The 26406-nt window shown below is 71.2% G+C and carries 26 protein-coding genes and 1 rRNA gene; 17 read left to right on the top strand and 10 right to left on the bottom strand.

Annotated features, from left to right (window positions below; genetic code table 11):
• The first annotated feature begins 158 nt into the window (after positions 1-158).
• The 3 genes from pstC to pstB are packed head-to-tail and all read left to right on the top strand — an operon-like array spanning position 159 to position 3051.
• On the top strand, positions 159-1169 hold the full coding sequence (pstC, locus tag ACFXG1_RS19760) for a phosphate ABC transporter permease subunit PstC (protein ID WP_384743811.1): 1011 nt from the start codon (positions 159-161) through the stop codon (positions 1167-1169).
• On the top strand, positions 1166-2245 hold the full coding sequence (gene pstA / locus ACFXG1_RS19765) for a phosphate ABC transporter permease PstA (protein ID WP_384718222.1): 1080 nt from the start codon (positions 1166-1168) through the stop codon (positions 2243-2245). Before pstC ends, pstA begins: the two co-directional genes overlap by 4 nt.
• Before the next feature lie 29 nt (positions 2246-2274).
• Positions 2275-3051, top strand: a complete 777-nt coding sequence (pstB, locus tag ACFXG1_RS19770; RefSeq protein WP_384718224.1) for a phosphate ABC transporter ATP-binding protein PstB — start codon at positions 2275-2277, stop codon at positions 3049-3051.
• Positions 3052-3245: 194 nt separating this feature from the next.
• Here the strand turns inward: pstB and ACFXG1_RS19775 are convergent, their stop codons facing one another.
• The 3 genes from ACFXG1_RS19775 to ACFXG1_RS19785 all read right to left on the bottom strand — a co-directional run bounded on the left by ACFXG1_RS19775 (position 3246) and on the right by ACFXG1_RS19785 (position 5372).
• Positions 3246-3644, bottom strand: coding sequence for a hypothetical protein (locus ACFXG1_RS19775; RefSeq protein WP_384718226.1), 399 nt, complete (start codon positions 3642-3644; stop codon positions 3246-3248).
• A 102-nt stretch (positions 3645-3746) separates the two neighbouring features.
• Entirely contained in the window at positions 3747-4745 is a 999-nt protein-coding gene (locus ACFXG1_RS19780; protein WP_384718228.1) for an anion permease, read from the bottom strand.
• Between the two features lie 6 nt (positions 4746-4751).
• Positions 4752-5372: a DUF47 domain-containing protein gene (locus ACFXG1_RS19785; protein WP_384718230.1), complete on the bottom strand. Its 621-nt coding sequence runs from the start codon at positions 5370-5372 to the stop codon at positions 4752-4754.
• A gap of 443 nt (positions 5373-5815) precedes the next feature.
• On the opposite strand from ACFXG1_RS19785, the gene ACFXG1_RS19790 reads away from it, so the two are divergent.
• On the top strand, positions 5816-6178 hold the full coding sequence (locus ACFXG1_RS19790) for a metal-sensitive transcriptional regulator (protein ID WP_384718232.1): 363 nt from the start codon (positions 5816-5818) through the stop codon (positions 6176-6178).
• A 204-nt stretch (positions 6179-6382) separates the two neighbouring features.
• Here ACFXG1_RS19790 and ACFXG1_RS19795 read toward each other — a convergent pair whose 3' ends face one another.
• Together ACFXG1_RS19795 and ACFXG1_RS19800 are read right to left on the bottom strand one after the other, a co-directional pair.
• Positions 6383-6559: a hypothetical protein gene (locus ACFXG1_RS19795; protein ID WP_358823217.1), complete on the bottom strand. Its 177-nt coding sequence runs from the start codon at positions 6557-6559 to the stop codon at positions 6383-6385.
• 80 nt (positions 6560-6639) lie between these two features.
• Positions 6640-7488 carry a hypothetical protein gene (locus ACFXG1_RS19800; protein ID WP_384723715.1) on the bottom strand — a complete coding sequence of 283 codons (849 nt, stop codon included), beginning with the start codon at positions 7486-7488 and terminating at the stop codon, positions 6640-6642.
• A 319-nt stretch (positions 7489-7807) separates the two neighbouring features.
• Here ACFXG1_RS19800 and ACFXG1_RS19805 point away from each other — a divergent pair, with 319 nt between their 5' ends.
• From ACFXG1_RS19805 to ACFXG1_RS19815, 3 genes are all read left to right on the top strand, one after another.
• On the top strand, positions 7808-8062 hold the full coding sequence (locus ACFXG1_RS19805; RefSeq protein ID WP_384743815.1) for a hypothetical protein: 255 nt from the start codon (positions 7808-7810) through the stop codon (positions 8060-8062).
• Positions 8063-8191: 129 nt separating this feature from the next.
• A complete protein-coding gene (locus tag ACFXG1_RS19810) occupies positions 8192-9799 on the top strand; it encodes an FAD-binding oxidoreductase (RefSeq protein WP_384743817.1) in 1608 nt (535 codons plus the stop codon).
• A 211-nt stretch (positions 9800-10010) separates the two neighbouring features.
• Positions 10011-10268, top strand: a complete 258-nt coding sequence (locus ACFXG1_RS19815; RefSeq protein WP_384715823.1) for a hypothetical protein — start codon at positions 10011-10013, stop codon at positions 10266-10268.
• Positions 10269-10436: 168 nt separating this feature from the next.
• Here the strand turns inward: ACFXG1_RS19815 and ACFXG1_RS19820 are convergent, their stop codons facing one another.
• The 3 genes from ACFXG1_RS19820 to ACFXG1_RS19830 all read right to left on the bottom strand — a co-directional run bounded on the left by ACFXG1_RS19820 (position 10437) and on the right by ACFXG1_RS19830 (position 12687).
• Positions 10437-11210 carry a phosphatase PAP2 family protein gene (locus tag ACFXG1_RS19820; RefSeq protein ID WP_384743819.1) on the bottom strand — a complete coding sequence of 258 codons (774 nt, stop codon included), beginning with the start codon at positions 11208-11210 and terminating at the stop codon, positions 10437-10439.
• A 41-nt stretch (positions 11211-11251) separates the two neighbouring features.
• Positions 11252-11446: a hypothetical protein gene (locus tag ACFXG1_RS19825; RefSeq protein ID WP_384715829.1), complete on the bottom strand. Its 195-nt coding sequence runs from the start codon at positions 11444-11446 to the stop codon at positions 11252-11254.
• Positions 11447-11673: 227 nt separating this feature from the next.
• Positions 11674-12687, bottom strand: coding sequence for an NlpC/P60 family protein (locus ACFXG1_RS19830; RefSeq protein ID WP_384715832.1), 1014 nt, complete (start codon positions 12685-12687; stop codon positions 11674-11676).
• 506 nt (positions 12688-13193) lie between these two features.
• Here ACFXG1_RS19830 and ACFXG1_RS19835 point away from each other — a divergent pair.
• The 6 genes from ACFXG1_RS19835 to ACFXG1_RS19860 all read left to right on the top strand — a co-directional run bounded on the left by ACFXG1_RS19835 (position 13194) and on the right by ACFXG1_RS19860 (position 20732).
• Entirely contained in the window at positions 13194-13502 is a 309-nt protein-coding gene (locus ACFXG1_RS19835) for a hypothetical protein (protein ID WP_358823248.1), read from the top strand.
• A gap of 380 nt (positions 13503-13882) precedes the next feature.
• Complete coding sequence (locus ACFXG1_RS19840) at positions 13883-14731, top strand: hypothetical protein (RefSeq protein ID WP_384715836.1); 849 nt, start codon at positions 13883-13885, stop codon at positions 14729-14731.
• Positions 14721-16085, top strand: a complete 1365-nt coding sequence (locus tag ACFXG1_RS19845; protein WP_384743822.1) for a hypothetical protein — start codon at positions 14721-14723, stop codon at positions 16083-16085. Before ACFXG1_RS19840 ends, ACFXG1_RS19845 begins: the two co-directional genes overlap by 11 nt.
• Positions 16082-17629, top strand: a complete 1548-nt coding sequence (locus tag ACFXG1_RS19850) for an SCO6880 family protein (protein WP_384713639.1) — start codon at positions 16082-16084, stop codon at positions 17627-17629. The genes ACFXG1_RS19845 and ACFXG1_RS19850 overlap by 4 nt, the downstream gene beginning before the upstream one ends.
• Before the next feature lie 9 nt (positions 17630-17638).
• On the top strand, positions 17639-19069 hold the full coding sequence (locus ACFXG1_RS19855) for an ATP-binding protein (RefSeq protein WP_384713642.1): 1431 nt from the start codon (positions 17639-17641) through the stop codon (positions 19067-19069).
• 1 nt (position 19070) lies between these two features.
• Entirely contained in the window at positions 19071-20732 is a 1662-nt protein-coding gene (locus ACFXG1_RS19860; protein WP_384743825.1) for a type IV secretory system conjugative DNA transfer family protein, read from the top strand.
• On the opposite strand, the gene ACFXG1_RS19865 is transcribed toward ACFXG1_RS19860, so the two are convergent.
• A complete protein-coding gene (locus tag ACFXG1_RS19865) occupies positions 20729-22012 on the bottom strand; it encodes an MFS transporter (protein WP_384713645.1) in 1284 nt (427 codons plus the stop codon). The two genes, ACFXG1_RS19860 and ACFXG1_RS19865, sit on opposite strands and share 4 nt — an antisense overlap.
• A 457-nt stretch (positions 22013-22469) precedes the next feature.
• On the opposite strand from ACFXG1_RS19865, the gene ACFXG1_RS19870 reads away from it, so the two are divergent.
• From ACFXG1_RS19870 to ACFXG1_RS19885, 4 genes are read left to right on the top strand one after another with little or no spacing between them, the layout of a single operon-like run.
• On the top strand, positions 22470-23438 hold the full coding sequence (locus tag ACFXG1_RS19870) for an ATP-binding cassette domain-containing protein (RefSeq protein ID WP_384713648.1): 969 nt from the start codon (positions 22470-22472) through the stop codon (positions 23436-23438).
• Positions 23435-24211, top strand: coding sequence for an ABC transporter permease subunit (locus tag ACFXG1_RS19875; protein WP_384713651.1), 777 nt, complete (start codon positions 23435-23437; stop codon positions 24209-24211). The genes ACFXG1_RS19870 and ACFXG1_RS19875 overlap by 4 nt, the downstream gene beginning before the upstream one ends.
• Positions 24212-24236: 25 nt before the next feature.
• On the top strand, positions 24237-25565 hold the full coding sequence (locus ACFXG1_RS19880; protein WP_384713654.1) for a sensor histidine kinase: 1329 nt from the start codon (positions 24237-24239) through the stop codon (positions 25563-25565).
• The gene (locus ACFXG1_RS19885) at positions 25562-26236 is read left to right on the top strand and encodes a response regulator (RefSeq protein ID WP_384743828.1); all 675 of its coding nucleotides are present in this window, start codon (positions 25562-25564) and stop codon (positions 26234-26236) included. Before ACFXG1_RS19880 ends, ACFXG1_RS19885 begins: the two co-directional genes overlap by 4 nt.
• 83 nt (positions 26237-26319) lie before the next feature.
• Here ACFXG1_RS19885 and rrf read toward each other — a convergent pair.
• Positions 26320-26406, bottom strand: a 5S ribosomal RNA gene (gene rrf, locus ACFXG1_RS19890); the annotation flags it as partial.

Genomic DNA, 26406 nt, shown 5'->3' on the forward strand with positions numbered 1-26406 from the left:
GAGAATCCGATTCCATGCGAAACGGTAGGGAATCCTCCGCCCGGGCACCCGTACGGCGGGGCGGTCACCGGCCGACCGCCCCGCCCCCGCACCCGTCCGCCCATCCGGTGCACCGCCGCCAGGGGAGCCCTTCCTCCCCCACACAGACCGGAAAGACCATGGCTTCCACGACACCCATAGAACCACTGGACTCCCCGCCTCCCGGGGCGGCCACCGGCACCCTCGCCGCACGCGGCGGGTCGACGGGCCGCGCGGGCGACAAGGTGTTCCTCGCCCTGTCGCGCGGCTCCGGCATCCTTCTGCTGGTGATCATGGCGTCGATCGCCGCCTTCCTCACCTACCGCGCGGCGATCGCCCTCTCGGAGAACGAGGGGAACTTCCTCACCACCTTCGACTGGAACCCGGCGGGCAACCCGCCGGCCTTCGGCATCGCCGTCCTGCTCTTCGGCACGATCGTCAGCTCCGTCGTCGCGATGCTGATCGCGGTCCCGATCGCGGTCGGCATCGCGCTCTTCATCTCCCACTACGCGCCGCGCAGGCTCGCCGCGCCGATCGCGTACGTGGTCGATCTGCTGGCCGCCGTGCCGTCGATCATCTACGGCATCTGGGGCGCGCTCTTCCTGGTCCCCTACCTGGAGGGGCTCAACCTCTGGCTGGACCAGTTCTTCGGCTGGACGTACGTCTTCGAGAAGACCGAGATCGGCGTCGCCCGCTCGCTCTTCACCGTGGGCATCCTGCTGGCGATCATGATCCTGCCGATCGTGACCAGCGTCAGCCGGGAGGTCTTCCTCCAGGTCCCGAAGATGCACGAGGAGGCCGCGCTGGCCCTGGGCGCCACCCGCTGGGAGGTCATCCGGATGTCGGTGCTGCCGTTCGGCCGCTCCGGCGTCATCTCCGCGTCGATGCTGGGCCTGGGCCGGGCACTGGGCGAGACGATGGCCGTGGCGACCGTACTGTCGCCGAGCTTCCTGATCTCCGGACATCTGCTCAACCCCGGCGGCGGCACCTTCGCCCAGAACATCGCCGCCAAGTTCGACGAGGCCAACGAGCTGGGCCGGGACGCGCTGATCGCCTCCGGCCTGGTGCTCTTCATCCTCACCCTGCTGGTCAACGGCGGCGCCCGAATGATCATCGCCCGCCGCAAGGAGTACTCGGGGGCCAACGCATGAGCCAGACAGCGATCAAGGACAGCGTCCCGGCGCCCGCCCGCGCGGCCGGACCGAGCGGCCTCACCGGCCGCTCCCTCCCCCGCTGGGCCCCCGCCGGCTTCGCCGTCGCCGGCACCGCACTCGGCTGCGGCCTCGGCGCGGTCGCCGGCTGGCACAGCAAGGTCCAGTGGGGCCTGCTGTCGGCGATCTTCTTCATGGCGATCTCGTACGCCGCCACCTCGGCGGTCGAGAACCGGCGCCAGGCCCGCGACAAGCTGGCCACCAGCATCGTCTGGGTCTGCTTCATCCTCGCCATGGTCCCGCTGTTCTCCCTGATCTGGGTGACGGTGAGCCGGGGCGCGAAGGTGCTCGACGGCTACTTCCTCACCCACTCCATGGCCGGGGTGCCCGGCTTCGAAGCCGGTGGCGGCGTCTACCACGCCATCGTCGGCACCCTCCAGCAGGTCGGCCTCGCCGCCCTGGTCTCGGTGCCGATCGGGCTGCTCACCGCGATCTACCTGGTCGAGTACGGCAAGGGCGCGCTCGCCAAGGCCGTGACGTTCTTCGTCGACGTCATGACCGGCATCCCGTCGATCGTCGCGGGCCTCTTCCTGCTCTCCATCATGCTGATGTTCGAGCTGAGCCCGTCCGGTCTGATGGGCGCGCTGGCGCTGGCGATCCTGATGCTCCCGGTCGTGGTCCGGTCCACCGAGGAGATGCTGAAGCTCGTCCCCAACGAGCTGCGGGAGGCGTCACTGGCGCTCGGCGTGCCGAAGTGGCGCACCATCATCAAGGTGGTCGTCCCGACGGCGCTCGGCGGTATCACCACCGGTGTGATGCTGGCCGTCGCCCGGATCGCCGGCGAGACCGCCCCGATCATGCTGCTGGTCTTCGGCAGCCAGCTGATCAACACCAACCCCTTCGAAGGCGCCCAGTCGTCGCTCCCCTTCTACATCTGGGAGCAGTACCGGGTCGGCAGTCAGGCGTCGTACGACCGCGCCTGGGCCGCCGCACTGGTCCTGATCGTCTTCGTCATGCTCCTCAACCTGGTGGCCCGCGGCATCGCCCGCTGGAAGGCCCCGAAAACCGGCCGCTGAGCGCGGCGACTGGGAAGTGATCTGAACTCATGGCCAAGCGAATCGACGTCAGCGGTCTGACCGCCTACTACGGCTCCCACAAGGCGATCGAGGACATCTCGATGACCGTGGAGCCCCGCTCGGTGACGGCCTTCATCGGCCCCTCCGGCTGCGGCAAGTCCACCTTCCTGCGCACCCTCAACCGGATGCACGAGGTCACCCCCGGCGGCCGGGTCGAGGGCAAGGTGATGCTCGACGACGAGAACCTGTACGGGTCCTCCGTCGACCCCGTCGCCGTCCGCCGTACCGTCGGTATGGTCTTCCAGCGCCCCAACCCCTTCCCGACGATGTCGATCTTCGACAATGTCGCGGCGGGCCTGCGGCTCAACGGCTCGTACAAGAAGAACGAGCTGGCCGACGTGGTGGAGAAGTCGCTGCGCGGCGCCAACCTCTGGAACGAGGTCAAGGACCGGCTGAACAAGCCCGGCTCGGGCCTCTCCGGCGGTCAGCAGCAGCGGCTGTGCATCGCCCGCGCGATCGCCGTGGCACCGGACGTCCTGCTGATGGACGAGCCCTGCTCGGCACTGGACCCGATCTCGACGCTCGCGATCGAGGACCTGATCGGCGAACTGAAGGAACGGTTCACGATCGTCATCGTCACCCACAACATGCAGCAGGCGGCCCGGGTGTCGGACCGTACCGCCTTCTTCAACCTGGCGGCCGTGGGCCAGCCCGGGAAGCTGGTGGAGATCGACGACACCGAGCGGATCTTCTCCAACCCGTCCGTGCAGGCGACGGAGGACTACATCTCCGGCCGCTTCGGCTGAGCCGTACGGCTCCGGAACCGGCCGGCGAAGGGCCGGTTGCCTTACCCGGCTTCGGCGCCACCAGCCGTCCTGCGGTGCTGCATGGCGGTGCCACCGCACGACGAAGGGCCCGCCCCTCCTACTTCCCGGGGGCGGGCCCACTTCTTTGCCTTCGGCGTCTTTCGGGGTGGGGCGGTGTTATGGCCCCGGGGCGGTCAGCGACCGTCGGGGTCGCGGCCGACGAGATGGCTCAGCAGCTCGACGATCTGCGCCTGGTTGCGGTCGAGCTTCTGCTCGATGCCCCCCAGACGGTTCCCGAACTCGTCCAAGCGGTTTCCGAACTCGTCGAGCCGGGTGTCGACCCTGTCCAAGCGGTTCCCGAACTCGTCCAAGCGATTCCCGAACTCGTCGAACCGGGTCTCCAGCACGTCCAGTCTGGTGTTGACCTTGGCGAAGCCTTCGCGCATCTCGCGGCGGAGCGCCGACTGGCCTTCGATCACGGCCGCGAAGTTGCCACTGGTCTGGATCTGAAGCGTCTCGACACGGTCCTCGACGGCCTCGACGCGGCGCGTCAGCGCCTCGACTTCACCCGGGGAGACAGAGTTCTCGGGCATTCGCCCTCCTGCACGATCATGGAATAAAGCGGTCATCGCACTTCAACGATAGCGGCCCCGCCACCCCCGCAACCGGCCTTGTGGAAACCACCCCCGAAAGGGTCAGCCGAAGGCCAGCCAGATCACCGCGTAGCTGCCCGCCGCGACCGCAGCCGCGGCCGGCATGGTGATGAACCAGCCGAGGACGATGTTCTTGGCGACGCCCCAGCGGACCGCGTTCACCCGCTTCGTCGCGCCCACACCCATGATCGCGGAGGTGATGACATGGGTCGTGGAGATCGGTGCGTGGAAGAGGAACGCCGAGCCGAACATGATGGACGCGCCGGTGGTCTCCGCGGCGAAGCCCTGCGGCGGGTCCAGTTCGATGATCTTGCGGCCGAGGGTGCGCATGATGCGCCAGCCGCCCGCGTACGTACCCAGCGACAGCATCACGGCGCAGGCGATCCGCACCCAGACCGGGATCTCGTCGCCGGACTGCTGGACGTCCGCGATGACCAGGGCCATCACCACGATGCCCATCGTCTTCTGGGCGTCCTGGAGGCCGTGGCCGAGCGCCATCGCCGCGGCGGAGACGGTCTGCGCTATCCGGAAGCCGCGCCGCGCCTTGCTGGGGCTGGCGCGGCGGAACATCCACAGGATCGCGACCATCACCAGATAGCCCGCGATCAGTCCGACGAATGGGGAGACGAACATCGGAATGATGATCTTCTCCAGGACCCCGGACCAGATCACCTCCGTACCGCCCGCCAGCGCCGCGCCGACCATGCCGCCGAACAGGGCGTGCGAGGACGACGACGGCAGCCCGAAATACCAGGTGACCAGGTTCCAGACGATCGCGCCGAGCAGGGCCGCGAAGAGAATGCCCATGCCCCTGTTGCCGGCCGGGGTCTCGATGATCCCCTCACTGACCGTTTTGGCGACGCTCTGGCCGAGGAACGCGCCGGCCAGATTCATCAGCGCCGCCATCACCAGCGCGACGCGCGGGGTCAGGGCCCGGGTGGAGACGGAGGTCGCGATCGCGTTCGCGGAATCGTGAAAGCCGTTGGTATAGGTGAAGCCGAGCGCGACCCCGATGGTCACGACCAGGGCAAAGGTGTCCACTGAGGCTCAGGACTCCTTGACCGCGATGGTCTCCACGGTATTGGCGACGTGCTCGAAGGCGTCGGCCGCCTCCTCCAGCACATCCACGATCTGCTTGAGCTTGAGCACCTCGATGGCGTCGTACTTGCCGTTGAAGAGGGTGGCCAGCAGTTTGCGATGGATCTGGTCGGCCTGGTTCTCCAGCCGGTTGACCTCGATCCAGTACTCGGTCAGATTGTCCAGGGTCCGCAGATGCGGCATCGCCTCCGCGGTCAGCTCGGCCGCCCGGGCCAGCACCTCGATCTGCTGCTCGACACCCTTCGGCAATTCCTCGATCTGATAGAGGACGACGAGGTCGACGGCCTCTTCCATGAAGTCCATGATGTCGTCGAGGGACGACGCGAGGGAGTAGATGTCCTGTCGGTCGAACGGTGTGATGAACGAGGAGTTGAGCTGGTGGAAGATGGCATGGGTGGCGTCGTCACCGGCGTGCTCCGCGGCCCGCATCCGCTCCGCGATCTCGCTCCGCGAGGAAGCGTCGGCCCCGAGCAGTTCCATCAGGAGCTTGGAGCCCGTGACGATATTGTCCGCGGAGGCCGCGAACATGTCGTAGAAGCTCGTCTCCCTGGGGGTCAGACGAAATCGCACGTGAGGTCCCTGGGGTGCTTGGATTCGGACAGGCTGATGCTAGGCGCATTCATCCGGCCACGGCCAACCGGCATTCCTCAGTGTCGCCGATGGGGCGCCTCGATGAGCACGGGCCCGGCGCCGGTTTCGCAACGATGCCCGCGGGGGCCCCATCGGCACGTTCGACGGACGTCACGACGGGCGTCACGAAGGACGCCTCACCAGGCGCCTCACCAGGCGCCTCGAAGGACGTCCCACCGGGCGTCTCGACAAGTGCTTCGGCAGGCACTACGACGGGGTGCGGGGCCGGCGGTCCCGCGATACGCCCCGTGATCACGGCCCGGCCGGTATCATATACCCATCAGGGGTATACGAACCCCGCACTGAATGACGTATCCGCACACGCCAGTACACGCCAGTACACGCGGCATCACTCCGCGTATCCACGACAACGGGAGGTCCCGATGACGACCACCGACACGGCCGGACTCCCGGTCACCGCGCCCCCTGCCGTCGATGTGCCGGTCACCGACCACGACCGCGGCATCCACGGCTACCACAAGGACAAGGACGAGCACCTCAAGCGACTGCGCCGGATCGAGGGCCAGGTCCGCGGCCTTCAGCGCATGGTCGACGAGGACGTCTACTGCATCGACATACTCACCCAGGTCTCCGCGTCGACGAAGGCCCTCCAGTCCTTCGCGCTCCAGCTGCTGGAGGAGCATCTGCGGCACTGTGTCGCGGACGCGGCCGTCAAGGGCGGCTCGGAGATCGACGCGAAGGTCGAGGAGGCCACCAAGGCCATCGCCCGGATGATGCGTACCTGATCGTCGTCCGTCGTCCGTGGTCATGAGCGGATACGCCGGTGGGCAGGAGCGCGCGCTCCTGCCCACCGGCGTATCCCCGCGCTGTTCGCCGCGTTCCGCGCACCGTACCGATCGCCGTACCGATCGCCGTGCGCGCCGCTGTCGTCTCCGTCGGTCCTTCGGTCCGGGCCCCCGCCGGACGGCCTCGTCGCCGCCGGCCGGGTGTCAGTCCTGCCGCGCGAGCGCCGAACGCTCCGCCGCGACCTTCAGCACCTCGTCGATCCGGGCCGGGCTCAGCCGCTCCCCGTCCGCGGCGGACGCCGCGATGATCAACTCACCACACAGTTCGATCTCGGCGAGGGCCACGTGGTCCTGGACCAACGTCGTACTGGGCGGAGCCACGTGCGTTCACCTCTTCCTCCGGTGTCGGCTTCCTAGCGTAGGGAGTGCTCCACGGACCGCGCATGGCACGTCCGGACCATTTAGCCCCTGATCCTTCCGGTGTAGATATCGCCCGGATCGGGCAGCCGTACCGTCACCGGCGCGCCGAAGTCGAAGAGCGTCGTGGTCGAGATCACGGCCACCGTGGTGGTGCCGTTGCTGAAGTTGAAGCGGTGCCGGACCTTCCGCAGCCGCCCCGCCGCGTCCACATACGCGTCGAACGGCACGATCACCGTGGTGAACCCTTTCGCCGCCGCCGCCAGCGCCCCGCGGGCGTGCGGACGCGCGCGCCCGGCCGCCCACCGGATGTCGGCCGTCCCCCGGAAGTGGCGTACCGAAGCACCGTCGAACCGCTCGCGCCCCACGAACACGACCTCGCGCGCCCCCCGCAGCAGCTCGGCGGCCGCCAGGGGGTCCGTCGCGCCGCCGGTGACCAGATTGCCGTCCTCCAGGGTCGTGGTGTCGACGCGCACCCACTTGTCCGCGGGCACCCCGGCACCCCGGTTCTTCATATACAGCGCCCCCGGGGTCAGCAGCTCGATCACCGGAAGGTGTTCCTCCGTACCGGCGGGGTCCCGGGGCAGGACCACCGTCAGCCGCCCCATCCGGCGCCGGAAGTCGTAGCCGCCCTCGCCCCTGATGGTCACCCGGGTCCCGCCCGTGGCCGTCTCCATCGCCGTACGGGCCCTGGCGCTGCCCGATTCGACCAGACCGTCGGCGGCGGCCATGAGCACCGGATCGCCGGTCCCGGGCCGCTCGTCCGCGACGGGCTGCACCTGGGGACCGACCGCGCCGCCGGCGCCCGTACAGCCGGTGACCGTGATCGCCCCCAGTACGACGGCGGAGACGGCGAGCGCCCCGCCCCTGCGTCCGTGCCGCTGCGCCACCATGCTCCGCTCAACCCCCAACACCGGACCCGCCGTCCGGCCACGAGAGACCTCCACCCGTCCCGCATAACGACGGCGGGAACCCTCCGTCACGCGCCCGGCCGCCCGCCGCGCCCGGGTCCGGGGGCGCCCCGGGAGCACATACGCACTGCGCGGAAGCCGTTCACGCGCCGGGCGCACGGGCCCGCGCGCGGGGTGGCGGTGCCGCTCGACGACCCCCTTCGCGCGTTCGTACGCCCGTACGCCCGTACGCCCCCGGTCGGCTCCCGGTCCCGCCCCGGGCGGCGGTGCCGCCGCGGGAAGCGGCCAGTACCGTGGTGTTGTGCCCCCGCATGCCCCCACGGACGAGAGTCCCGCGCCCGCGCACCACCACCCCCACCACGACACCACCACGGTCGAACGCGGCTCGTTCGCCGTCGCCCGCTGCGTCTGCGGCTGGTCGGGACCGGCCCGGCGATCACGCGACCGGGCCCGTACGGACGCCACCGACCACACAGCCGCCGACGACCACACGGCCGCCACCGACCACACAGCCGCGGGCGCGGCCGCGCCCGCGCCGGAGGCCGCGCCCCGGTAACGCCCTCAACGCCCTCGCGGCGCGGCGCGTCGCCGGTCGTGAGACGTACCGCCTCCGGGTACGTATCCCCGGACGATCCGCCGCGCGCCGCCCCCGCGCGTCCGGCGGCACCCGAGGGCGGGAGGCCCCATGGACCGGCGCGCGCTCCTCGTATCGGCGGTGGCCACCGCCATCGCCGCGAGCGCCGGGTGCACCCCGGCAGACGGCGGCGAAGGATCCGCGCCCCCCTCCGTACCGCCGCCCCGCGGTGGCACGGGCGGGGCGGCGTCCCCCGGCCGGTCCGCACCGGCCCACGGCGGGCGGCCCACCCGCGCGCCCGCGTGGCGCGCACTCGGCGCCGGGCTCGACGGGCGGCTCGTCCTCCCCGGCGACGCCGACTACGCCACCGCCCGCCAGCTGTACAACACCCGCTTCGACGGGCTGCGGCCCGCCGCCGTCGCCTACGCGAACGGCGTCGACGACGTCCGGGAGTGTCTGCGGTTCGCCCGCGCCCACGGCCTCCCCGTCGCCGTCCGGGGCGGCGGCCACTCCTACGCGGGCTGGTCGTCCGGCGACGGCCGGCTCGTCGTCGACGTCTCCCCGATGGACACCGTCGCCCCGGACGGCCGGGACGCCGCCGTCGTCGGCGCGGGCACCCGGCTCGGCGCCCTCTACCGCACCCTCGACCGGTCGGGCAGGACCGTGCCCGCCGGATCCTGCGCCTCCGTCGGGGTCGCCGGGCTCACCCTCGGCGGCGGACACGGAGTCACCTCCCGCGCCTACGGGCTGACCTGCGACAACCTCACCGACGCCACGATCGTCACCGCCGATGGGCGGGTCCTGGAGGTGAACGCGCGCCGGGAACCCGAACTCTTCCGGGCGCTGCGCGGCGCGGGCAACGGCAACTTCGGCGTCGTCACCGAACTGCGGTTCCGTACGCATCCGGCGCCCGAGGTGATCGTCGGCTATCTCTCCTGGCCGTGGGCGCGGGCGGCCGCCGTCCTGGCGGCCTGGCAGCGCTGGGCGCCGGACCAGCCGGACGAGATCTGGTCCGGCTGCCATCTGGGCGCGGGCCCCGGCGGCGCCGATCCGACACTCTCCGTCGCCGTCCTCTCCCTCGGTACGGAGGGCGATCTGCGGAACGCCGTCGACCGGCTGGCCGACGCGGCGGGCGCCTCGGCGACCTCCGTCTCCCTCCGGCCCCGTACCCACCTCGACGCCATGCTCGGCTACGCGGGCTGCGCGACCTTCGACGAAGCGCGGTGCGCCCTGCCCGGCGCGACCCCGGGCCGCAGCCGGTCGGGGGCGCTGCGCCGGGAGACGTACGCCGCCGCGTCCGACTTCTTCGACCGGGCGCTGCCCGGGGCCGGGATCCGGGCGCTGACCGCCGCGGCCGAGGCATTCACGCGGCTGCCGCCGGGCCGGGGCGAGGCCGCGATCCAGCTGACGGCGCTGGGCGGGGCGGTGAACCGGGTGGACCCGCGCGCGACCGCGTTCGTCCACCGGCGGTCCCGGGTGCTGGCCCAGTACACGGCGGCCTGGGCGGCGGGCACGGCGGGCGGGGCCGAACGGGCGTGGCTGCGCCGGACGCACAAGGCGCTGCGGGGCCCGGCGTCCGGGGCGGCGTACCAGAACTACGCGGACGCGGAGCTGACGGGCTGGCGGCGCGCCTACTACGGTCCGGCGGCCGGCGGTCTGAGCCGGCTGAAGGCGCGGTACGACCCCGATCGCGTCTTCGACTTCCCACAGGCGCTGTGAACTCGATGTGAGAGGGGCGGGAGCGGGGACGGGGGCGGGCTCGGGGTCGGGTCGCCCGAATGGACGCACCCCGATGGCAGGGCGCGGCCCGGGCGGGTGAGCTGGAAGCCGTACGGAACGTCCTCGTGGAGGCCCCGGCGCCGGTGGCCCCATCGCGTACGGGGCCGTACACCCGCCCCCGTCCGGACCGACGCGACCGAAGGACTCCGCCATGCCCGGAACACCGGCTCAGCCGAAGTACGCCGCAGCCGCCCGAATAGCCGGGGTGGTCGCCTTCGCGGCGCTCGCCGTGGCGCTGCCCGTGTCCGCCGCCGCCGCTCCCACCACATCACCGGCCTCGACCTTGGCCGCCAAGCCGGACGGCCCGATCGAGAGCAGTCTGTCGGTCGGCGCGACGGGGATAGCCGTGGCGGCCGGGACGGTCTTCATCGTCCGCCGCCACCAGCGCCGCCAGCGGGGCCGCCGCTGACCCCGGACGCCCGAACCGACCCGTGCCGAACCGACCCGTGCTGTGTCGCGCCGGGCCGCGCCGCGCCGGGCCCGGGAAGCCGTACGGCCCCGAACCCACCGCGGGTCCGGAGCCGTACCGTCGTCATCGTTTTCGTTGTCGTTGCCGTCGTTGCCGTTGCCCGTGGGGTCAGGCCGCCAGGCCCTTCTCGCCCGCGGCGTCGCCGCGCGGCTCGGGAATGCCCAGGGGCGCGGCGCGGCCCGTGCCCGCGTTCTTGGAGCGCACCATCCACGCGCCCTTCGACGAACCGGCGATCGCCCGCGTCACCGGGGTGAGCAGCAGCTGGGCGAGAGGCGCGAGCAGCAGGGTCACGGCCGTGCCGAGGGCGAAGCCGCCGATCACGTCGGTGGGGTAGTGCACGCCCATGTAGATCCGGAGGAAGCCCTCGGCGAAGGCGAGGCCGAGCGCCGCCCAGCCCAGCTTGCGGTGGGCGAGGAAGATACCGACGGCGATCGCCATGGCCATCGTGGAGTGGTCGCTGACGAACGAGTAGTCCGTCTTTCCTGCGACGAGGACTTCAAGGGACTTGTCGTTGACGAACGGCCGCGGGCGTTCGACGAAGCCGCGGATCGGGATGTTGATCACCAGGGCGACGGCGGCCGACAGCGGCGCCCAGACCAGCGCCGTGAATCCGGCGACGGAGTCCTCCATGGTGCCGGGGCGGCCGCGGACCGACCACCAGGCCCACAGGCCCACCACGACGAGCCCGAGCATGATGCCGTACTCGCCGATGAAGCCCATGATCCGGTCGAACCACGGCGGCGCGGCCTTCGCCAGACCGTTGATGTCGTGGAGCAGGCCGACATCGGGACCCGCGGCCCCTCCCGACTCCGCCAGGGTGAACGTCCCCGTCGAACCCGTCTCCGACTCCGCCGGGGATACCCCTGTGGCGAGTCCAGCCATCTGCTGCTGCCCCTTGCCTTCCATCGGCCCTGTTAACGGCGTTAACGGCCCTTGATTGCCCTGTCGTCGACGGCGGCGCGCCCGCGCACGGCGCCCACCGTCAGCACCCCCGTGCTGTGTGCTTCCGGGACCGGCCGGAACACGATGATCTCCGTGATCCGTGCCCGTTCGACAACCGACGCCGAACGGCCCGTCGCCGGTTCCGGCGGCCGCCGCTCGATCGTCGCCTCGATCACCGTTCGATCAGCGCTCGATCATCACGACCGCTCCGTCAAGGGAACGGCCCACCGAAGGTGTACGTTCCACTCTCCACCGAACGATCACCATGACGTTATCGAAGAGATACTCGTCATCGCAGCTCAGTGGGGTGCCGCGGACCCCGGTCGCGAGCCCGCCCCATGACTTTCGGCCAGCGGCGGCCGGGGCCCGGCCCGGCGCGGGCCGATGGCATCCGGCCCGGTCGTCAAGCGGACGGTGGATGCTTCGGCAACGATTTCGCGCCATCCTCGGTGACCCTGGTCGCACCGAAGTAATCCGGGGTGTCGATCTTGTCGAACCGGATCACGGCACCCGGTCTGGGGGCGTTGATCATGTACCCGCCTCCGACGTAGATCCCCACGTGCCGGATGGCCCGTGAGTTGGTGAGATCGTCCGAGAAGAAGACGAGATCACCGGGGAGCAACTCGTCCCTCGGGGGGTGCGGACCGGCGTTGTACTGGTCGTTCGCCACTCGTGGCAGCTCGATGTCCACGGTCCGGTACGCGGCCTGGCTCAGCCCCGAGCAGTCGAACCGCCCGCCGTGCTCGGGTGTGCCGTTGCCGCCCCACAGATACTTCGTCCCGAGCTGCTGCTGGGCGAAATTGATCGCGCCGGCGGCCTGCCGGGACGGATCCACCCGCCCGACCGGCCGGGCGAAGCTCTTCTCCAGGGTGCGGATGATCCGTACGTAGTTCTGGGTCTCCTTGTACGGCGGAACGCCGCCGTAGCGGATGACCGCGTAGGCGCCCGCGTTGTACGCGGCGAGCATGTTGTTCGTCGGATCCCCGGGGACCTTCTTCACATATCCGGCGATCTTGCAGTCGTAGGTCGCGGCGGACGGGATCGCGTCGGCCGGGTCCCAGACGTCCCGGTCGCCGTCGCCGTCGCCGTCGACGCCGTGCGCGGCCCAGGTGCCGGGGATGAACTGGGCGATGCCCTGGGCCGCCGCGTGGCTCTGGGCCCGCGGGTTCCAGCCGGACTCCTGGTAGAGCTGGGCGGCGAGCAGGGCCGGGTTGATCGAGGGGCAGAGGTTGCCCCAGCGCTGGACGAGCGACTGGTAGCGGGCGGGCACGGCACCCTTGGCGAGGGCGACGGCTCCACCGGAACCACCCGCTCCGGCCGTTCCGGCGGCGAGTGAGTACGTACCCACGACGAGCAGGGCGAGAAAGGCCAGGCAGCCCCCGACGGAGACGCCCGCGACCAGCCACGCCTTACGCACCGTCAACCACCTTTCACGCGAACGGAGTCCACGGGCGCCAGTGTAGGCGGGTGACGCCCGGTACAGGAGGTGGACGAAGGCGCGCGCCTTCGCACGACGGTTCGCGCCCCCGCGCCCCGCCGGCCGGGGTCCGTACCCCCGTCACCCCGGTGGCCCGCGCCGCCCGGCCCCCTCCTCCCCTGCGCTCCCCGTGCGCCCTGTCCCGGCGGCGGTACGGGGGCGACCATGGCCCCGAAACGTGAGGAGCGCCCCAAAGGTGGACCAACGACAGTCATTGCCCGGAGTCACGCACCGTGATACACAGAGTGACGATACGGGCTCCACTCGGTGATCGCGAATCCCTCCGCCGCAGGTCAGAGGGGCAATGATCGGTCATACGTGCGGAGATCGGGTAAAGAGACCCGCCAAGTCGGCTTCCGCGGGCGGTTTCATCAGCGAAGATAGAGCGATGGCCCATGCCGAGGGGCAAGGGCAATGAACAACCCGACAGGGGCGGTGAGTTACACATGATCCTGGCAGCCGAAAAGGGCGACATCAACACCATCATCGGCGGCATCGCACCGAACTGGGGCCCGTTCGGGAGCCTGGGGAACGAGGCCCGGGTGATGATCGAAGTGGTGATGGCGATCGCCATTCTCATCTGCCTGGGCATCGCGATCTGGGGCGCGGCCAAGCAGCGTATCGGAGCGACGGCGCTCCGGGACACCTTCAGCGCCGAACAGGGCAAGGGCCTGATCGTGGCCGGGCTGACCGGTGTCTTCATCATCGGGTCACTGGGAACCGTGTTCACCATCGTGTACGGGATGGCCGTCTGACCCGACATCACCGCACCGGAGGCCACCCCCGCTTCCTCCCCCGAAGCGCTCCTCTCCCTATCCTTTGAGCCCTCCGTCCCCTTTGTCCACGGCCCTGCCCCCGACCCGAGAGTCCGGACCACCCTCAGAGGTTGCGACCCCCCGATGACCCCGATGCCCCCGATGACCCCGTCGCCCTCGCCCTCCGCGGCGTCCCCGACTCTGACCCCGCTGACGGACACTCACCGCCCGGCCGCGCCCCACGGCGCCGGACGGCGCGGCGCCGTACCCGTCACGAGGCTCCCGGGACACCCGGTGGACGCGGCGCGCGCGGACCGGGGCGGGCCCGGGGTGCGGGAGCCCCACCACAGGCCCCGGGGGACCCGGGGGAAGGCCGCGCGATGAACCCGCCCGACGACCACGGCTACCACTCCGGCGCCCCCGACGACCAGTACGGCGGCACCGGCCAGACCCGTACCCGGCTCCCCGGCGCCTTCGACGACGAACCCGGCACCGCCCGCCGCCCGGTCCGGCCCTCCCGCTCACTCGTCGCCGTCGTCGGTGTCGTGGTGCTCCTCATCGCCGCGATCGCATTCGCCAACCAGGGCGGGGACGACGACCAGAACCCGTCCGGCGGCGCCAAGGACGGCCGGGGCACCTCCCCGACCGCGCCGACCGGGGTCGACCCCGTCAAGGGCAGGACGGACGGCATCCCCACCGGCTACGCCCGCGACGCCCAGGGGGCACAGAGCGCGGCCGCGAACTACACGGTGGCCCTGGGCTCCGACGGGATGTACGACAAGGACCGCCGGGACCGGATCGTGAACACGGTGTACGCGCCCGACATCGCCGAGGCGCGCCGCGGCGACCTCGACAAGGCGTACTCCGGGAAGGAACTCCTCTCCGGTAGCGGCCTCAACCCCGACGGCACCGTCCCCGCCGGGCTCACCTTCGTCTCGCGGCACAACCCCATGGGCGCCAAGGTGGAGAGCTTCGGCAAGAACGAGGCCACGGTCTCCGTCTGGTACTCCGCCCTGTTCGGACTGGCCGGGGAGAACTCCCGTAACCCGGTCACCGAGAGCTGGTACACCAGCACCCTCCAGCTCCGCTGGGCCGACGGCGACTGGAAGATCGTGAACCACACCCAGAAGGACGGCCCCGTGCCGGTCGGCCGCGACCAGACGGCATCGGGCTCCAAGGAGATGGCGGACGCCGTCCAGCAGTTCGGAGGGTTCACCTATGCCCGTTAGGCCGCCCGACCCCCGATCCGGCCGGCGCCGCGCCGCGGCGCCCGGAGCCCTGCCCGCCGCGGCGGGTATCGCCGCCGCGCTGACCGCCCTGCAGACCGCGGCCGTCCTCCTGGCGTCCCCGGCCGCGGCCGAGCCGACACCCGCCCCGAGCCCCAGCGGCACCGGCAACCCCGAATGCCGGATGCTCAGCGGCCCCTCCAAGGACCGCTGCGAGGGCGGCGAAGGCTCCGTCGGCACCACCAACTCCCCCGGTGACGTCGTCGACTCCCCGCTCACCATCCTCGCCCGCGGCTGCGCCGAGGCCGCCGCGTGGACCGTCGACACCCTCGCCAAGGCCGTGAAGTCGACCGCCGAGGTCGACTTCACCAACCCCACCTTCCTCTCCCAGTACGCCGTCGTCTTCGCCGCCGCCACCGTCCTCACCCTCATCATCTGGCTGCTGGCCGTCGCCAAGCGCGCCATCCGCGGCGTCCCGCTCCTCACCGCCGTCTCCGAGGCCATCGGCTTCCTCTGGCTCACCGTCCTCGCCTCCGCCTTCACCCCGCTGATCCTCTACACCCTGGTCTCCGCGACCGACGGGATCTCCGAGGTCATCGCGGGCGGCACCAAGGACGAGACCGACCAGTTCTTCGGCGCGTTCTCCGAGGCCCTGAAGAAGGGCAACGACATCGGCGGCGGCCCGATCATGCTGATCGTGGTCTCCCTCGTGACGATCCTCGCCGCCGGGGTGCTCTATCTGGAGCTGTTCATCCGCGCCGTCCTGCTGTACGTCGGCGCCCTCCTCGGCGTCGTCGTCTACTCCGGGCTCGTCGACAAGAACATGTGGAGCCATGTCCGCCGCTGGGCCGGGATGATGGTAGCGATCATCCTGGTCAAACCGGTGATCCTGATCGTCCTCGGCCTCGCCGGAGCCCTCGCGGGCGACGACGGCCCGGACTCCTTCTCCGCCGTCGTCTCCGGACTCGCCATCGTCATCCTGGCGATCGTCGCCTCCGCGATGATCTACCGCTTCGTGCCCGGCTTCGGCGACGAGATCGTCTCCGCCCGCAACAACCGCGTCCAGGGCGGTGTCGAGAACCGGGCCGCCGCCGTGATCAGCTCCCCGGCCGCCCTCGTCTCCCAGGGCATCAAGACCCACAGCTCCCGCGGCGCCCCCGGCGGCGACGGAGCCGGCGGCGGCGCCGCGGCCCGCCCCGCCAACCCCGTCGGCGGCGGTGTCGCCGCCCACGCGAGCCGCCCCACCGGCGGCGGTACGGGGGCGGCCGCCGCGCCCCCGCCCCGTAACAGCGTCACCGGCGGCAACACCCCGCACAGCAACCGCAAGAGCACAGGCACAGGAGGTGGAGGGCGTTGACCACCCATCCCATCGCGCCCCGCCGCACGTATCTCATCGGCCGGGCCCGGCCGAACGCGATCATCGGCAAGAACCGCGAGACCGGCGAGATCGCCCTGATCATCGCCGGAGCGTTCCTCGGCATGATGAGCGGACTCCTGGTCCCCTATCTCGTCCCGCGGATCATGCTGCTGACGGGCTTTCCGATGCTCGCGCTCGCCGCCGTCTACCTCCCGTACAAACACCGCACGTTCTACCGCTGGTTCGAGATCAACCGCAGTTTCAAGCGGACCCTGCGCAGCGGCACGCTCTACCGCTCCACCGCCCAGGAGGCCGGGACCCGGCTCGACGGCCGCGAGGTCGAGGTCGGACCGCCCCCCGGTATCGGCCGGATCAACTGGCTCTCCGCGCCCTTCGGCCCCGACGAGATCGCCGTACTCCTCCACGCCGACCGGCGGACCGTCACCGCCGCCATCGAGATCGAGGGCCCCGGCGTGGGACTGCGCGACAGCGAGGACCAGGAGGCCCTCGTCGACCGCTTCGGGACCCTCCTCAAGCACGTCGCCAACGGCGACGGCTTCGTCACCCGCATCCAGATGCTCGCCCGCACCCTGCCGGCCGACCCCGACGCCCACGCCAAGGACGTCGCCCAGCGCGGCGACGAACGCTCCCCCGCCTGGCTCCGCGACTCCTACGACCAGCTCCAGTCGATGGTCTCCACCTCCAGCGAGCAGCACCGGGCCTATCTCGTCGCCTGTATGCACTACACCCGCGAGCTGGCCGCCGAGGCCCAGGCCATGGCCCGCGCCTCCCGCCACACCGGCAAGGGCCGCAAGCTCGACAAGGACGCCGGGCTCGCCGTCGTCATGGCCCGCGAGCTGACCGATATCTGCGCCCGGCTCGCCGAGGCCGACATCCGGGTCCGCCAGCCGCTCGGCCAGGGCAGGCTGGCGTCCCTGGTGCACTCCATGTACGACCCCGACCACCCCATCGACCACATCCAGGCCATGACGAAGCGGAACGCCTGGCCGGCCGAGCTGGACGCCGTGGAGCCCACCTATCTCCAGGCCAAGACCCGCGAATCCGCCACCCGCGCGCCCTGGTGCCACGCCACCGCCTGGGTGAAGGAGTGGCCGATGACGCCCGTCGGCGTCAACTTCCTCGCCCCTCTCCTCGTGCACACCCCGGACGTGATCCGTACCGTCGCCGTCACCATGGACCTCGAACCCACCGAGATCGCCATCGAACGGATGCTCACCGAGAAGACCAACGACGAGGCCGACGCCAGCCGGGCCGCCAAGATGAACCGGACCGTCGACCCCCGCGACATCGCCGCCCACGGCCGGCTCGACCAGCGGGGTGAAGATCTCGCCTCCGGTGCGGCGGGCGTCAACCTCGTCGGGTACATCACGGTGTCGTCCCGTTCCCCCGAGGCCCTCGCCCGGGACAAGCGGACGATCCGGGCGTCGGCCGGCAAGTCGTATCTGAAGCTGGAATGGTGCGACCGCGAGCACCACCGGGCCTTTGTGAACACGCTGCCGTTCGCGACCGGCATCCGCCGTTAGGGGCCACCTGTGCGAGATCCGCTGTCCGTCGTCACCGAGGCGTTCACCTCGTTCGTCCTCGGCAAGGTCGAGTCCACCCGGCTGCCCGTCCGCACCTCCACGGGCCAGGCACAGGCCGTCTACCTCCCCACGGCCGCGCCCGGCCTCGGCGACTCCGGCGTGATCATCGGCCGGGAGGTCTACAGCGGCAAGGGCTATATCTACGACCCCTTCCAGCTGTACGGGCAGCAGCTCCCCGCCCCCCACTGGCTCGTGCTCGGCGAGTCCGGCAACGGCAAGTCGGCGCTGGAGAAGACGTACGTCCTGCGGCAGCTCAGGTTCCGCGACCGCCAGGTCGTCGTCCTCGACGCCCAGGGCGAAGACGGCGTCGGCGAATGGAACCTCGTCGCCGAACAGCTCGGCATCACCCCCATCCGGCTCGACCCGATGACGGCGCTCGACGGCGGGATCCGGCTCAATCCGCTGGACCCGGCGATCACCAACACCGGCCAGCTCGCCCTGCTGCGCACCATCATCGAGGTGGCGATGGGCCACGGCCTCGACGAACGCTCCGGCTTCGCCCTGAAGGTCGCCCACGCCTACGTCAACGAGACCATCACCGACCGGCAGCCCGTCCTCACCGACATCGTCGAGCAGTTGCGCCATCCCGAGGCCGAGTCCGCGGAGTCGATGAACGTCGACATAGACGACGTACGGGCCTGGGGCCTCGACGTCGCCCTCGTCCTCGACCGGCTCGTCGACGGCGACCTGCGGGGCATGTTCGACGGCCCGACGACCGTCGGTATCGATCTCGACGCCCCGCTCATCGTCTTCGACCTGTCGCATATCGACCGCAACTCCATCGCCATGCCGATCCTGATGGCCATCGTCGGTGTCTGGCTGGAGCACACCTGGATCCGCCCCGACCGGAAGAAGCGCATCTTCCTGGTCGAGGAGGCCTGGCACATCATCAACAGCCCCTTCGTGGCCCAGCTTTTCCAGCGGCTGCTGAAGTTCGGCCGACGGCTCGGCCTGTCCTTCGTCGCCGTCGTCCACCATCTCTCCGACGTCGTCGACGGCGCGGCGGCCAAGGAGGCCGCGGCGATCCTCAAAATGGCCTCCACCCGCACGATCTACGCCCAGAAGGCCGACGAGGCCCGCGCCACAGGACTGGTACTCGGTCTGCCCCGCTGGGCCGTCGAGATCATCCCCACCCTCACACCCGGCATCGCCGTCTGGGACGTCAACGGCAATGTGCAGGTCGTCAAACACCTCGTCACCGAGGCCGAACGGCCCCTGGTGTTCACCGACCGGGCGATGACGGAATCGTCCCGGCCGCTTCCCGAGGAGATCGAAGCCGCGGAGTGGGAGGCGGAACAGCGGGCGGCCATGATGGAACGACAGCGGCGGCATTACGACGACGACGCGGCGAACACGTCGTCCGAGTCGACGGTCGCCTGACATGCGGTACGAGCACGACCCCCGCCACCGAACGGGCCCGGGCCCCGGACCTGGGCCCGGCGGCGGACGGCGACCGGGCGGCGGCGGGGTCCCCGACGGCCTTCTGCTCTCCGTCATCGGGCTCGGTGTCACGGTCCTGTTCGTGATCTGGTCGGCGACGGGGCTCGCGGGTCTTTTCGCCCACGGCTCCTGGCCGGCGGAGGTCTCCTTCACTCGCACTCCTCCCGCGTTGCGGTCGCTGATCATCGCGCCCGACGACCTGGTGGCCGCCTGGCCCGCCACCCCTCCGGGCGAACTCTCCGGTTACGGCCTGTTCTGGGGCCTCGCCATCGGGCAGTTGATGCTCCTCGCCGTGCTGACGGTCTTCGTGATCGGCACCCTCGCCCGCTGGAAGGCGGTCCGGGAGGCCCGCCGGGCGACCGAGCGACGCCGGGCACACCGCGACCCGTACGCCGACGAGGACGACGGGGGCCGCGAGGGCGCGTACGAGGCGGTTCCGTACGGCGACGGGCCAAAGCAGCCGCACACATCGCCGTACAAGGCGCCCGCCGCGCCCCCGCCGCCGTACCACCCGGAGCCACCGCGCCCCGCCGCCGAGCCCCCGGCAGCCGAGGCCCCGGCCCCGCAGGTCCCGACAGCACCGGCCGCCCCGCCGACAGCCCCCGGGCCCGCCCCGGCGACGGACCCCGTAGCCGCGGCCGTACGGGCACCCGCGGTGCCGGCCCCCCGGGACACCACCGCCCCCCGGGTCTTCTTCGGCGACCCCGCCACCCGCCGCCCGGCCGCCCTCAGGGCCGTACGGGAGGCCGAGGGCCCCCTTCTCGTCGTCACCTCCGATCCCGCCGTCTGGGCCGAGACGAAGGACGCGCGGGCCAAACTCGGCCCCGTCCTCGTCTACGACCCGGGCCACCTCTGCGACACCCCGGCCCGGCTCCACTGGAACCCCGCCGCGCACTGCGAGGACGCCTCGACCGCGCAGGCCAGGGCCGCCGCCCTGCTGGCGCCCGTACGACCGCACGCCCGGATCGACGCCGCCATGGCCGACACCGCCGAGACCCTGCTCCGCTGCTGGCTGCACGCCGCCGCCGTGGACGGCCGCCCGTTCAAGCAGGTCCACCGCTGGGCGCAGGGCATCAACGCCCAGGACTCCGTACGCATCCTGCGCACCCACACCAAGGCCACCGCCGGGCTCGCCGGACTGCTGGAAGCCGCCCTTACCGCCCATCCCGAGCGCCGCGAGATCGCCCAGCAACTCGTCGCCCGCGCCCTGGGGTCGCTCTCCTCCATCCATATCCGTGAGGCATGCACCCCGAATCGAACCGACGCTCTCACCTTGGAATCTTTTATCGCCGAGGGGGGAACCCTCTATCTGGTGGGCGAGGCCATCGAGGACCCCAAGGCCCACCCAGGAGCGATGCCTCTGCTGACGGCACTGGCGTCAGACGTGGTCGAGCACGGCCGCCGCATGGCCGCACGGTCATCCGCCGGCCGGCTCGACCCACCACTCGCCCTCGTCCTCGACGACGCGGCCGCCGTCGCCCCGCTCCCCCAGGTCCCCGACCTCCTCACCACCGGCCCCTCCGTCGGCCTGCCCGCCTTCGTCCTCCTCCGCTCCCCGGAACAGGCCCGCGCCCGCTGGCAAAACCCCCTCCCCCACCACTAACTACGGGGTATTGACCGCCGCTTCGCCCCCGAGCCGGCCGCGACGGGGGCGTCCACGCGCTTCAGACCGCGTACGGCCGGGATGGCCAGCAGCAGCACGGCGACGACCAGCGCCATGGAAGCGGACACATACAGCAGCGGCGCGGTCCCCACGAGGAGGGCGAGCGGTCCGGCCGCCGCCTGCCCGACCGGCTTCATCACCAGCGATCCGGCCGCGTCATAGGCGTGTACCCGCCCGAGGACGTCCTGCGGGACATGGGTCTGCACACTCGTGTGGAACATGACGATCCAGAACGCCATACCCACGCCGCTGACCCCGTAGCACACCGCGACAAGCGGCGCGGGAAGGCCGAGAGCGACGCTCAGCGGCATGGGCACCCAGAGGATCATGGAGAGGGCGCCGGCCCGGAGCGGATACCGGGGGCGAAGCCTCATCGCGATCAGCCCACCCAGCACGCTTCCCGCCCCGAGGGACGACATCACCAGGCCGAACACCGAAGCCCCGTGGTCGGTGACCAGCTCACTGTTGCCGAGCGTCGTGGTCGGGCCCGCCCCTGCCAGCTGCCAGAGCATAAAGACGACGATGACGCTCCACAGCCAGGTTCTGGACCGGAACTCCCGCCAGCCCTCGACCAGATCGGACCGGAACGTCGACGCGCCGTCCCGCTCGCCGGGACCCATCGGGACCGAACGGAGCCGGAGCAGACAGACACCGCTGGCCGCGTACGTCAGAGCGTCGACACCGACCACCACCGCCGGAGAGGAGACCACCAGAAGGAGACCGGCAACGGACGGCCCGATGACCACGGTGACGGACTCCGCGACACGCAGGGTGGCATTGGCCTTCTGAACGTCCCGGGCTATCAGCGGGGTGATACTGGCGACCCCCGGCTGGAAGAGCGCGCTGCCCGCCCCGATCAGCGCCAGCAGCGCCAGGATCTGCCACATCGGCGGCGTGCCCAGCAGGAACAGCAGCGCGAGCACTCCCTGGGAGAACAGCCGGCCCACGTCGGAGACGACCATCAGCCGCCGGGCACCGAACCGGTCGGACATCACCCCGCCGAATATGATCAGCGCCGCGAAGGGCGCCACGAGCGCGGCGAGCGCGTACCCCACCCCGCTGGCCCCGTACCCCGCCTCCAGCACGGCCGCCGTGATCGCGACCGGAAGCATCGCGTCCCCCAGCAACGAGGAGGTGCGGGCGGTGAAGAAAAGCCGGAAATCCGGGGTCCACAACGCCGGGCGGGGCGAGATCTCCCCCGTTCCCGCATCGCGACTCATATCCGTGCCGGACACACTCACCATCCCCCGTACGCCGCCGATTCCACCCCGGAGTGACGCTCTCACGCTTCGGCCGTACCCGGCCAGCGCATTCCCGACCGGGTAAGTCCCCCCGTACACAAGGCACTTCGCCGACTACCGGGTCCCGGCAGCCGTCAGCGCGATCCCGCGGCCGTCAGCCGGCCGCGGCCCGCCTTCCGGCCCGGTCGCCGCGCCCCGTCGCGTACTCCATGCCCCTGATCTTCCAAGGCCCCCGCCCGGCGCACCACCCCCTGTGGATAACTCCCGGGCCCACCACGACACCACGACACCTGGACACCACGACACCACAGCACGACGGCACTGCACGACGGCACCGCGGCACCACGGGCGCGTAGTACCGGGGTGCTACGCCGCGGGCCCAACCGCCAACCCCGGTCGGACGATCCGCGGCCCCCCGCCCAGCAGCATCGACACCATGATCGAAGCCAACGGACTCACCAAGGTGTACGGCGGCCGCGCCCGCCCCGGAAAGCGCGGAGGCGGCGGCGGCCCGAAGACCGTCGTCGACGACCTCAGCTTCACCGTCGGCCCGGGCACCGTCACCGGCTTCCTCGGCCCCAACGGCGCGGGCAAGTCCACCACCATGCGCATGATCCTCGGCCTCGACGCGCCCACCCGCGGCCGGGCCACCGTCGCCGGCCGGGCGTACGCCGCCCACGGCGCCCCGCTCACCGAGGTCGGAGCCCTCCTCGAAGCCCGCTCGGTCCACCCCGGCCGCAGCGCCCGCAACCACCTCACGGCCCTCGCCCACACCCATGGAATCCCCCGCTCCCGAGTCGACCGCGTCCTCGACCTCAGCGGTCTCACCGGAGTCGCGAACCACCGGGTCAAGGGCTTCAGCCTTGGCATGGGCCAGCGCCTCGGTATCGCCGCGGCCCTCCTCGGCGACCCGGCGACCCTCGTCCTCGACGAACCCGTCAACGGCCTCGACCCCGAAGGCGTCCTGTGGATCCGGAATCTGCTGAAGTCCCTCGCCGCCGAAGGCCGTACCGTCTTTGTCTCCTCCCATCTGATGGGCGAGACGGCTCTCACCGCCGACCATCTGGTGATCATCGGCCGGGGCCGGCTCCTCGCCGACACGACCGTCACCGACTTCGTACGCGCGGCCGGCGCCGACTCCGTCAGAGTCGTCACCCCCGAGGCGACACTCCTGGCGGAAGCCCTCGCGGCCCCCGGCGTACACCTCTCGTCCGACACCCCCGGCACGCTGACCGTACGGGGCACCGACAGCCGCCACATCGGCCGTACGGCGGCAGCGCTCTCGATCCCCCTGCACGAACTCACCCCCGTCACCGCCTCCTTGGAACAGGCGTTCATGGATCTCACCCGCACCTCCGTCGAGTACCAGGCGTCCGCGCCCGCCCCGGAAGGAACCCCCGTATGAACGCCACGGCCCACCGGCTCACCCCGGCCCGGATCCTGCGCGCCGAATGGCACAAGCTGTGGACCGTACGATCCACCTGGATCACGCTGCTGACCGCCGTCGCCTTCACCGTCGGCCTGGGGATCGCCATCGCCGCCACCTACGAGGACGGCGGCGGCGACGCCGACATGGACGTCCTCGTCCTCACCCTCATCGGCTTCCAGTTCGCCCAGGTCGCCCTGGCCGTCCTCGGCATCCTCCTCACCGCCGGCGAGTACTCGACGGGCATGATCCGCTCCTCCATGACGGCCGTCCCCCGCCGTACGCCCGTCCTGTGGTCGAAGGCCGCGGTCTTCGGTACGGTCGCCCTCGCCGTCACCCTGATCACCACCTTCGCCACCTTCTTCCTCACCCAGCTGCTCTACGCCGGCACCGACCAGGCCGCGTCCATCGGCGACCCCGGCATCCTGCGCGGACTCCTCGGCAGCGCCGCCGGAGTGACCCTGCTCGCGATCATCGCCCTCGGCACGGGCGCCCTGGTCCGCTCCGTCCCCGGCGCCATCGGGGGCTTCATCACCCTGGCCCTGATCGTGCCGCAGACCCTGCTCGCCCTGCCGTACGACATCGTGCGCGACGCCGTCGACTACTTCCCGGCCGAGGCGTTCGCCGCCCTCAACACCTCCGAACGCCTCGCCGACGGAGCCTCCCCGGGTGCAGCCCTGCTCGCCCTGGTCCTATGGGCCGCGGGCACTCTCCTCGCGGCGGCGGCCCGGCTGAAACGGCGTGACGTATGACCCGTACGCAGACGAGGATGGCCGGGTGACGACGGATCGGCGGACGGCCACGGGAATCGGGGCGGCGGGCGGCCGGGACACGGCGCCCGCCGCCGTCCCCGACGGGGCGGGTACGCATCCCGTCAGCGCCCGGCTGACCCGTGCCGCCCGCCGACTGCGCGCCTTCGACACCCGGCGGCCCCGGGTCTGGGACGGCGCCCTCACCGGCTTCTGGGTGACGGCCGCCCTGATCGACGTCACCAGCGGCGGCTGGCACCGGATCCCCGGCAATGTCGACACCGTCCCGCTGTGGCTGGTCGTCGCGATGTCCCTCGGCTTCAGCCTGCCGCTGATGATCCGCCGCGACCACCCCTTGCGGGCGCTGCTGTTGATGCTGCCGTTCCTCTACCTCAACGCGTGGACCGGTGCCCGGCTCCAGTCCTCGACGCTTCAGATGATCGCCGTCTACGGCATCGCGCTCCGGCTCCCGCTCCGTACCCTCGCCGGTGTCCTGTGCCTGGTCTCCGCGCCGGTCGCCCTGGGCGCTGCCCGCCACCCCGACGGCAGTTGGGACCAGTCGTTCGTCCCGACGTTCTACTTCTTCGTGCTGGTCGCCCTGCTCGGCTTCGCGGTCCGCTCCCGCCGGGAGTACACCGCGTCCCTCGTCGAACGCGCCCGGCGACTGGAAGTCGAACGCGACCAGCAGATCCAGCTGGCCGCCGCCGCCGAACGCACCCGGATCGCCCGCGAGATGCACGACATCATCGGCCATAACCTCTCCGTCATCACCGGCCTCGCGGACGGCGGCCGGTACGCCGCGGCCAAGTCCCCCGAGCGTGCCGCCCAGGCCCTCGGCGCCATCTCCGACACCAGTCGTACGGCTCTGGCCGAACTCCGCCGTCTTCTCGGTGTCCTGCGCGACGACACCCCCGGCTCCCGGCCGGACGACCGGGCTCCCCAGCCCGCCCTCACCGACCTCGACGACCTCGTCACCGGTGTCCGTGCGGCGGGTCTGCCGGTACGCCTCACCACACAGGGCACCCCGGCGCCCCTGTCCGCGGGACCGCAGCTCACGGTCTACCGCGTCGTCCAGGAGGCCCTCACCAACACCCTCAAGCACGCCCCGCCCGGCACCACGGCCATGGTCGATGTCGCCCACACTCCCGGAGCCCTCACCGTCACCGTCACCGACACGGGCCCCGCCTCCGTATCCGCCTTCCCCGTCGAGAGCCGCGGCATCACCGGAATGCGGGAACGCGCCGCCCTGTACAACGGCACGCTGGACGCCGGCCCGCTCCCCGCGGGCGGCTGGCAGGTCCGTCTCCGGCTCCCCTTCCCCCTCTCCGTCCCCGCCACCGAGAAGGCCCTCTCATGACGACCGTCCTCATCACCGATGACCAGCCCATGCAGCGCTTCGGATTCCGGATGCTGCTGGAGAGCCAGGACGACATGGCGGTCGTCGGCGAGGCCGCGAACGGCACGGAGGCGGTACGTCTCACCACCGAGCTGCACCCCGATGTCGTCCTGATGGACATCCGGATGCCGGGCCTCGACGGCATCGAGGCCACCCACCGGATCGTCGCCACCGGGGACCGTACCCGCGTCCTGATCCTCACCACCTTCGACCTGGACGAGTACGCGTACGACGCCCTGCGCGCCGGGGCCTCCGGTTTCCTGGTCAAGGACGCCTATCCCGAGGAGCTGCTCGCCGGGATCCGCGCGGTCGCCTCGGGCGACGCGGTGGTCGCTCCGAGCCTCACCCGCCGACTACTCGACACCTTCGCCCACCGGCTGCCGACGACCTCCACCACCGCCGGCTCCGACCCGGCGGACGACAGCCGGATCGCGGCGCTCACGGAACGGGAACGCGAGATCCTCACGGTCGTCGGCCAGGGCTGGACGAATACGGAGATCGCGGCCCGGCTGCATCTCGCCGAATCGACGGTGAAGACCCATGTCTCCCGCATTCTCGCGAAGACGGGCGCCCGCGACCGGGTCCAGGCCGTCATCCTCGCCTATGACACGAAGCTGGTCAGCCCGCGATAAGCGGGGAAGGGCCCGTAAATGCGAAAAGGGCCCTGGCCCCGAGACTGTGTCTCAAGGGGCCAGAGCCCTCTTCTCTAATGATTGTTCGGCGGCGTCCTACTCTCCCACAGGGTCCCCCCTGCAGTACCATCGGCGCTGAAAGGCTTAGCTTCCGGGTTCGGAATGTAACC

It is taken from the genome of Streptomyces sp. NPDC059248 (assembly GCF_042753905.1).
Taxonomy (GTDB): Bacteria; Actinomycetota; Actinomycetes; order Streptomycetales; family Streptomycetaceae; genus Streptomyces.

Bases quoted from the DNA above. Each gene is read 5' to 3' on its own strand.
- ACFXG1_RS19865 (WP_384713645.1), bottom strand. From the start codon at position 22,012: ATGAGTCGCGATGCGGGAACGGGGGAGATCTCGCCCCGCCCGGCGTTG.
- pstC (WP_384743811.1), top strand. From the start codon at position 159: ATGGCTTCCACGACACCCATAGAACCACTGGACTCCCCGCCTCCCGGG.
- ACFXG1_RS19870 (WP_384713648.1), top strand. From the start codon at position 22,470: ATGATCGAAGCCAACGGACTCACCAAGGTGTACGGCGGCCGCGCCCGC.
- pstB (WP_384718224.1), top strand. From the start codon at position 2,275: ATGGCCAAGCGAATCGACGTCAGCGGTCTGACCGCCTACTACGGCTCC.
- ACFXG1_RS19790 (WP_384718232.1), top strand. From the start codon at position 5,816: ATGACGACCACCGACACGGCCGGACTCCCGGTCACCGCGCCCCCTGCC.
- ACFXG1_RS19800 (WP_384723715.1), bottom strand. From the start codon at position 7,488: ATGGTGGCGCAGCGGCACGGACGCAGGGGCGGGGCGCTCGCCGTCTCC.
- ACFXG1_RS19840 (WP_384715836.1), top strand. From the start codon at position 13,883: ATGAACCCGCCCGACGACCACGGCTACCACTCCGGCGCCCCCGACGAC.
- ACFXG1_RS19835 (WP_358823248.1), top strand. From the start codon at position 13,194: ATGATCCTGGCAGCCGAAAAGGGCGACATCAACACCATCATCGGCGGC.
- ACFXG1_RS19875 (WP_384713651.1), top strand. From the start codon at position 23,435: ATGAACGCCACGGCCCACCGGCTCACCCCGGCCCGGATCCTGCGCGCC.
- ACFXG1_RS19815 (WP_384715823.1), top strand. From the start codon at position 10,011: ATGCCCGGAACACCGGCTCAGCCGAAGTACGCCGCAGCCGCCCGAATA.
- ACFXG1_RS19885 (WP_384743828.1), top strand. From the start codon at position 25,562: ATGACGACCGTCCTCATCACCGATGACCAGCCCATGCAGCGCTTCGGA.
- ACFXG1_RS19845 (WP_384743822.1), top strand. From the start codon at position 14,721: ATGCCCGTTAGGCCGCCCGACCCCCGATCCGGCCGGCGCCGCGCCGCG.
- pstA (WP_384718222.1), top strand. From the start codon at position 1,166: ATGAGCCAGACAGCGATCAAGGACAGCGTCCCGGCGCCCGCCCGCGCG.
- ACFXG1_RS19860 (WP_384743825.1), top strand. From the start codon at position 19,071: ATGCGGTACGAGCACGACCCCCGCCACCGAACGGGCCCGGGCCCCGGA.
- ACFXG1_RS19820 (WP_384743819.1), bottom strand. From the start codon at position 11,210: ATGGCTGGACTCGCCACAGGGGTATCCCCGGCGGAGTCGGAGACGGGT.
- ACFXG1_RS19810 (WP_384743817.1), top strand. From the start codon at position 8,192: ATGGACCGGCGCGCGCTCCTCGTATCGGCGGTGGCCACCGCCATCGCC.
- ACFXG1_RS19775 (WP_384718226.1), bottom strand. From the start codon at position 3,644: ATGCCCGAGAACTCTGTCTCCCCGGGTGAAGTCGAGGCGCTGACGCGC.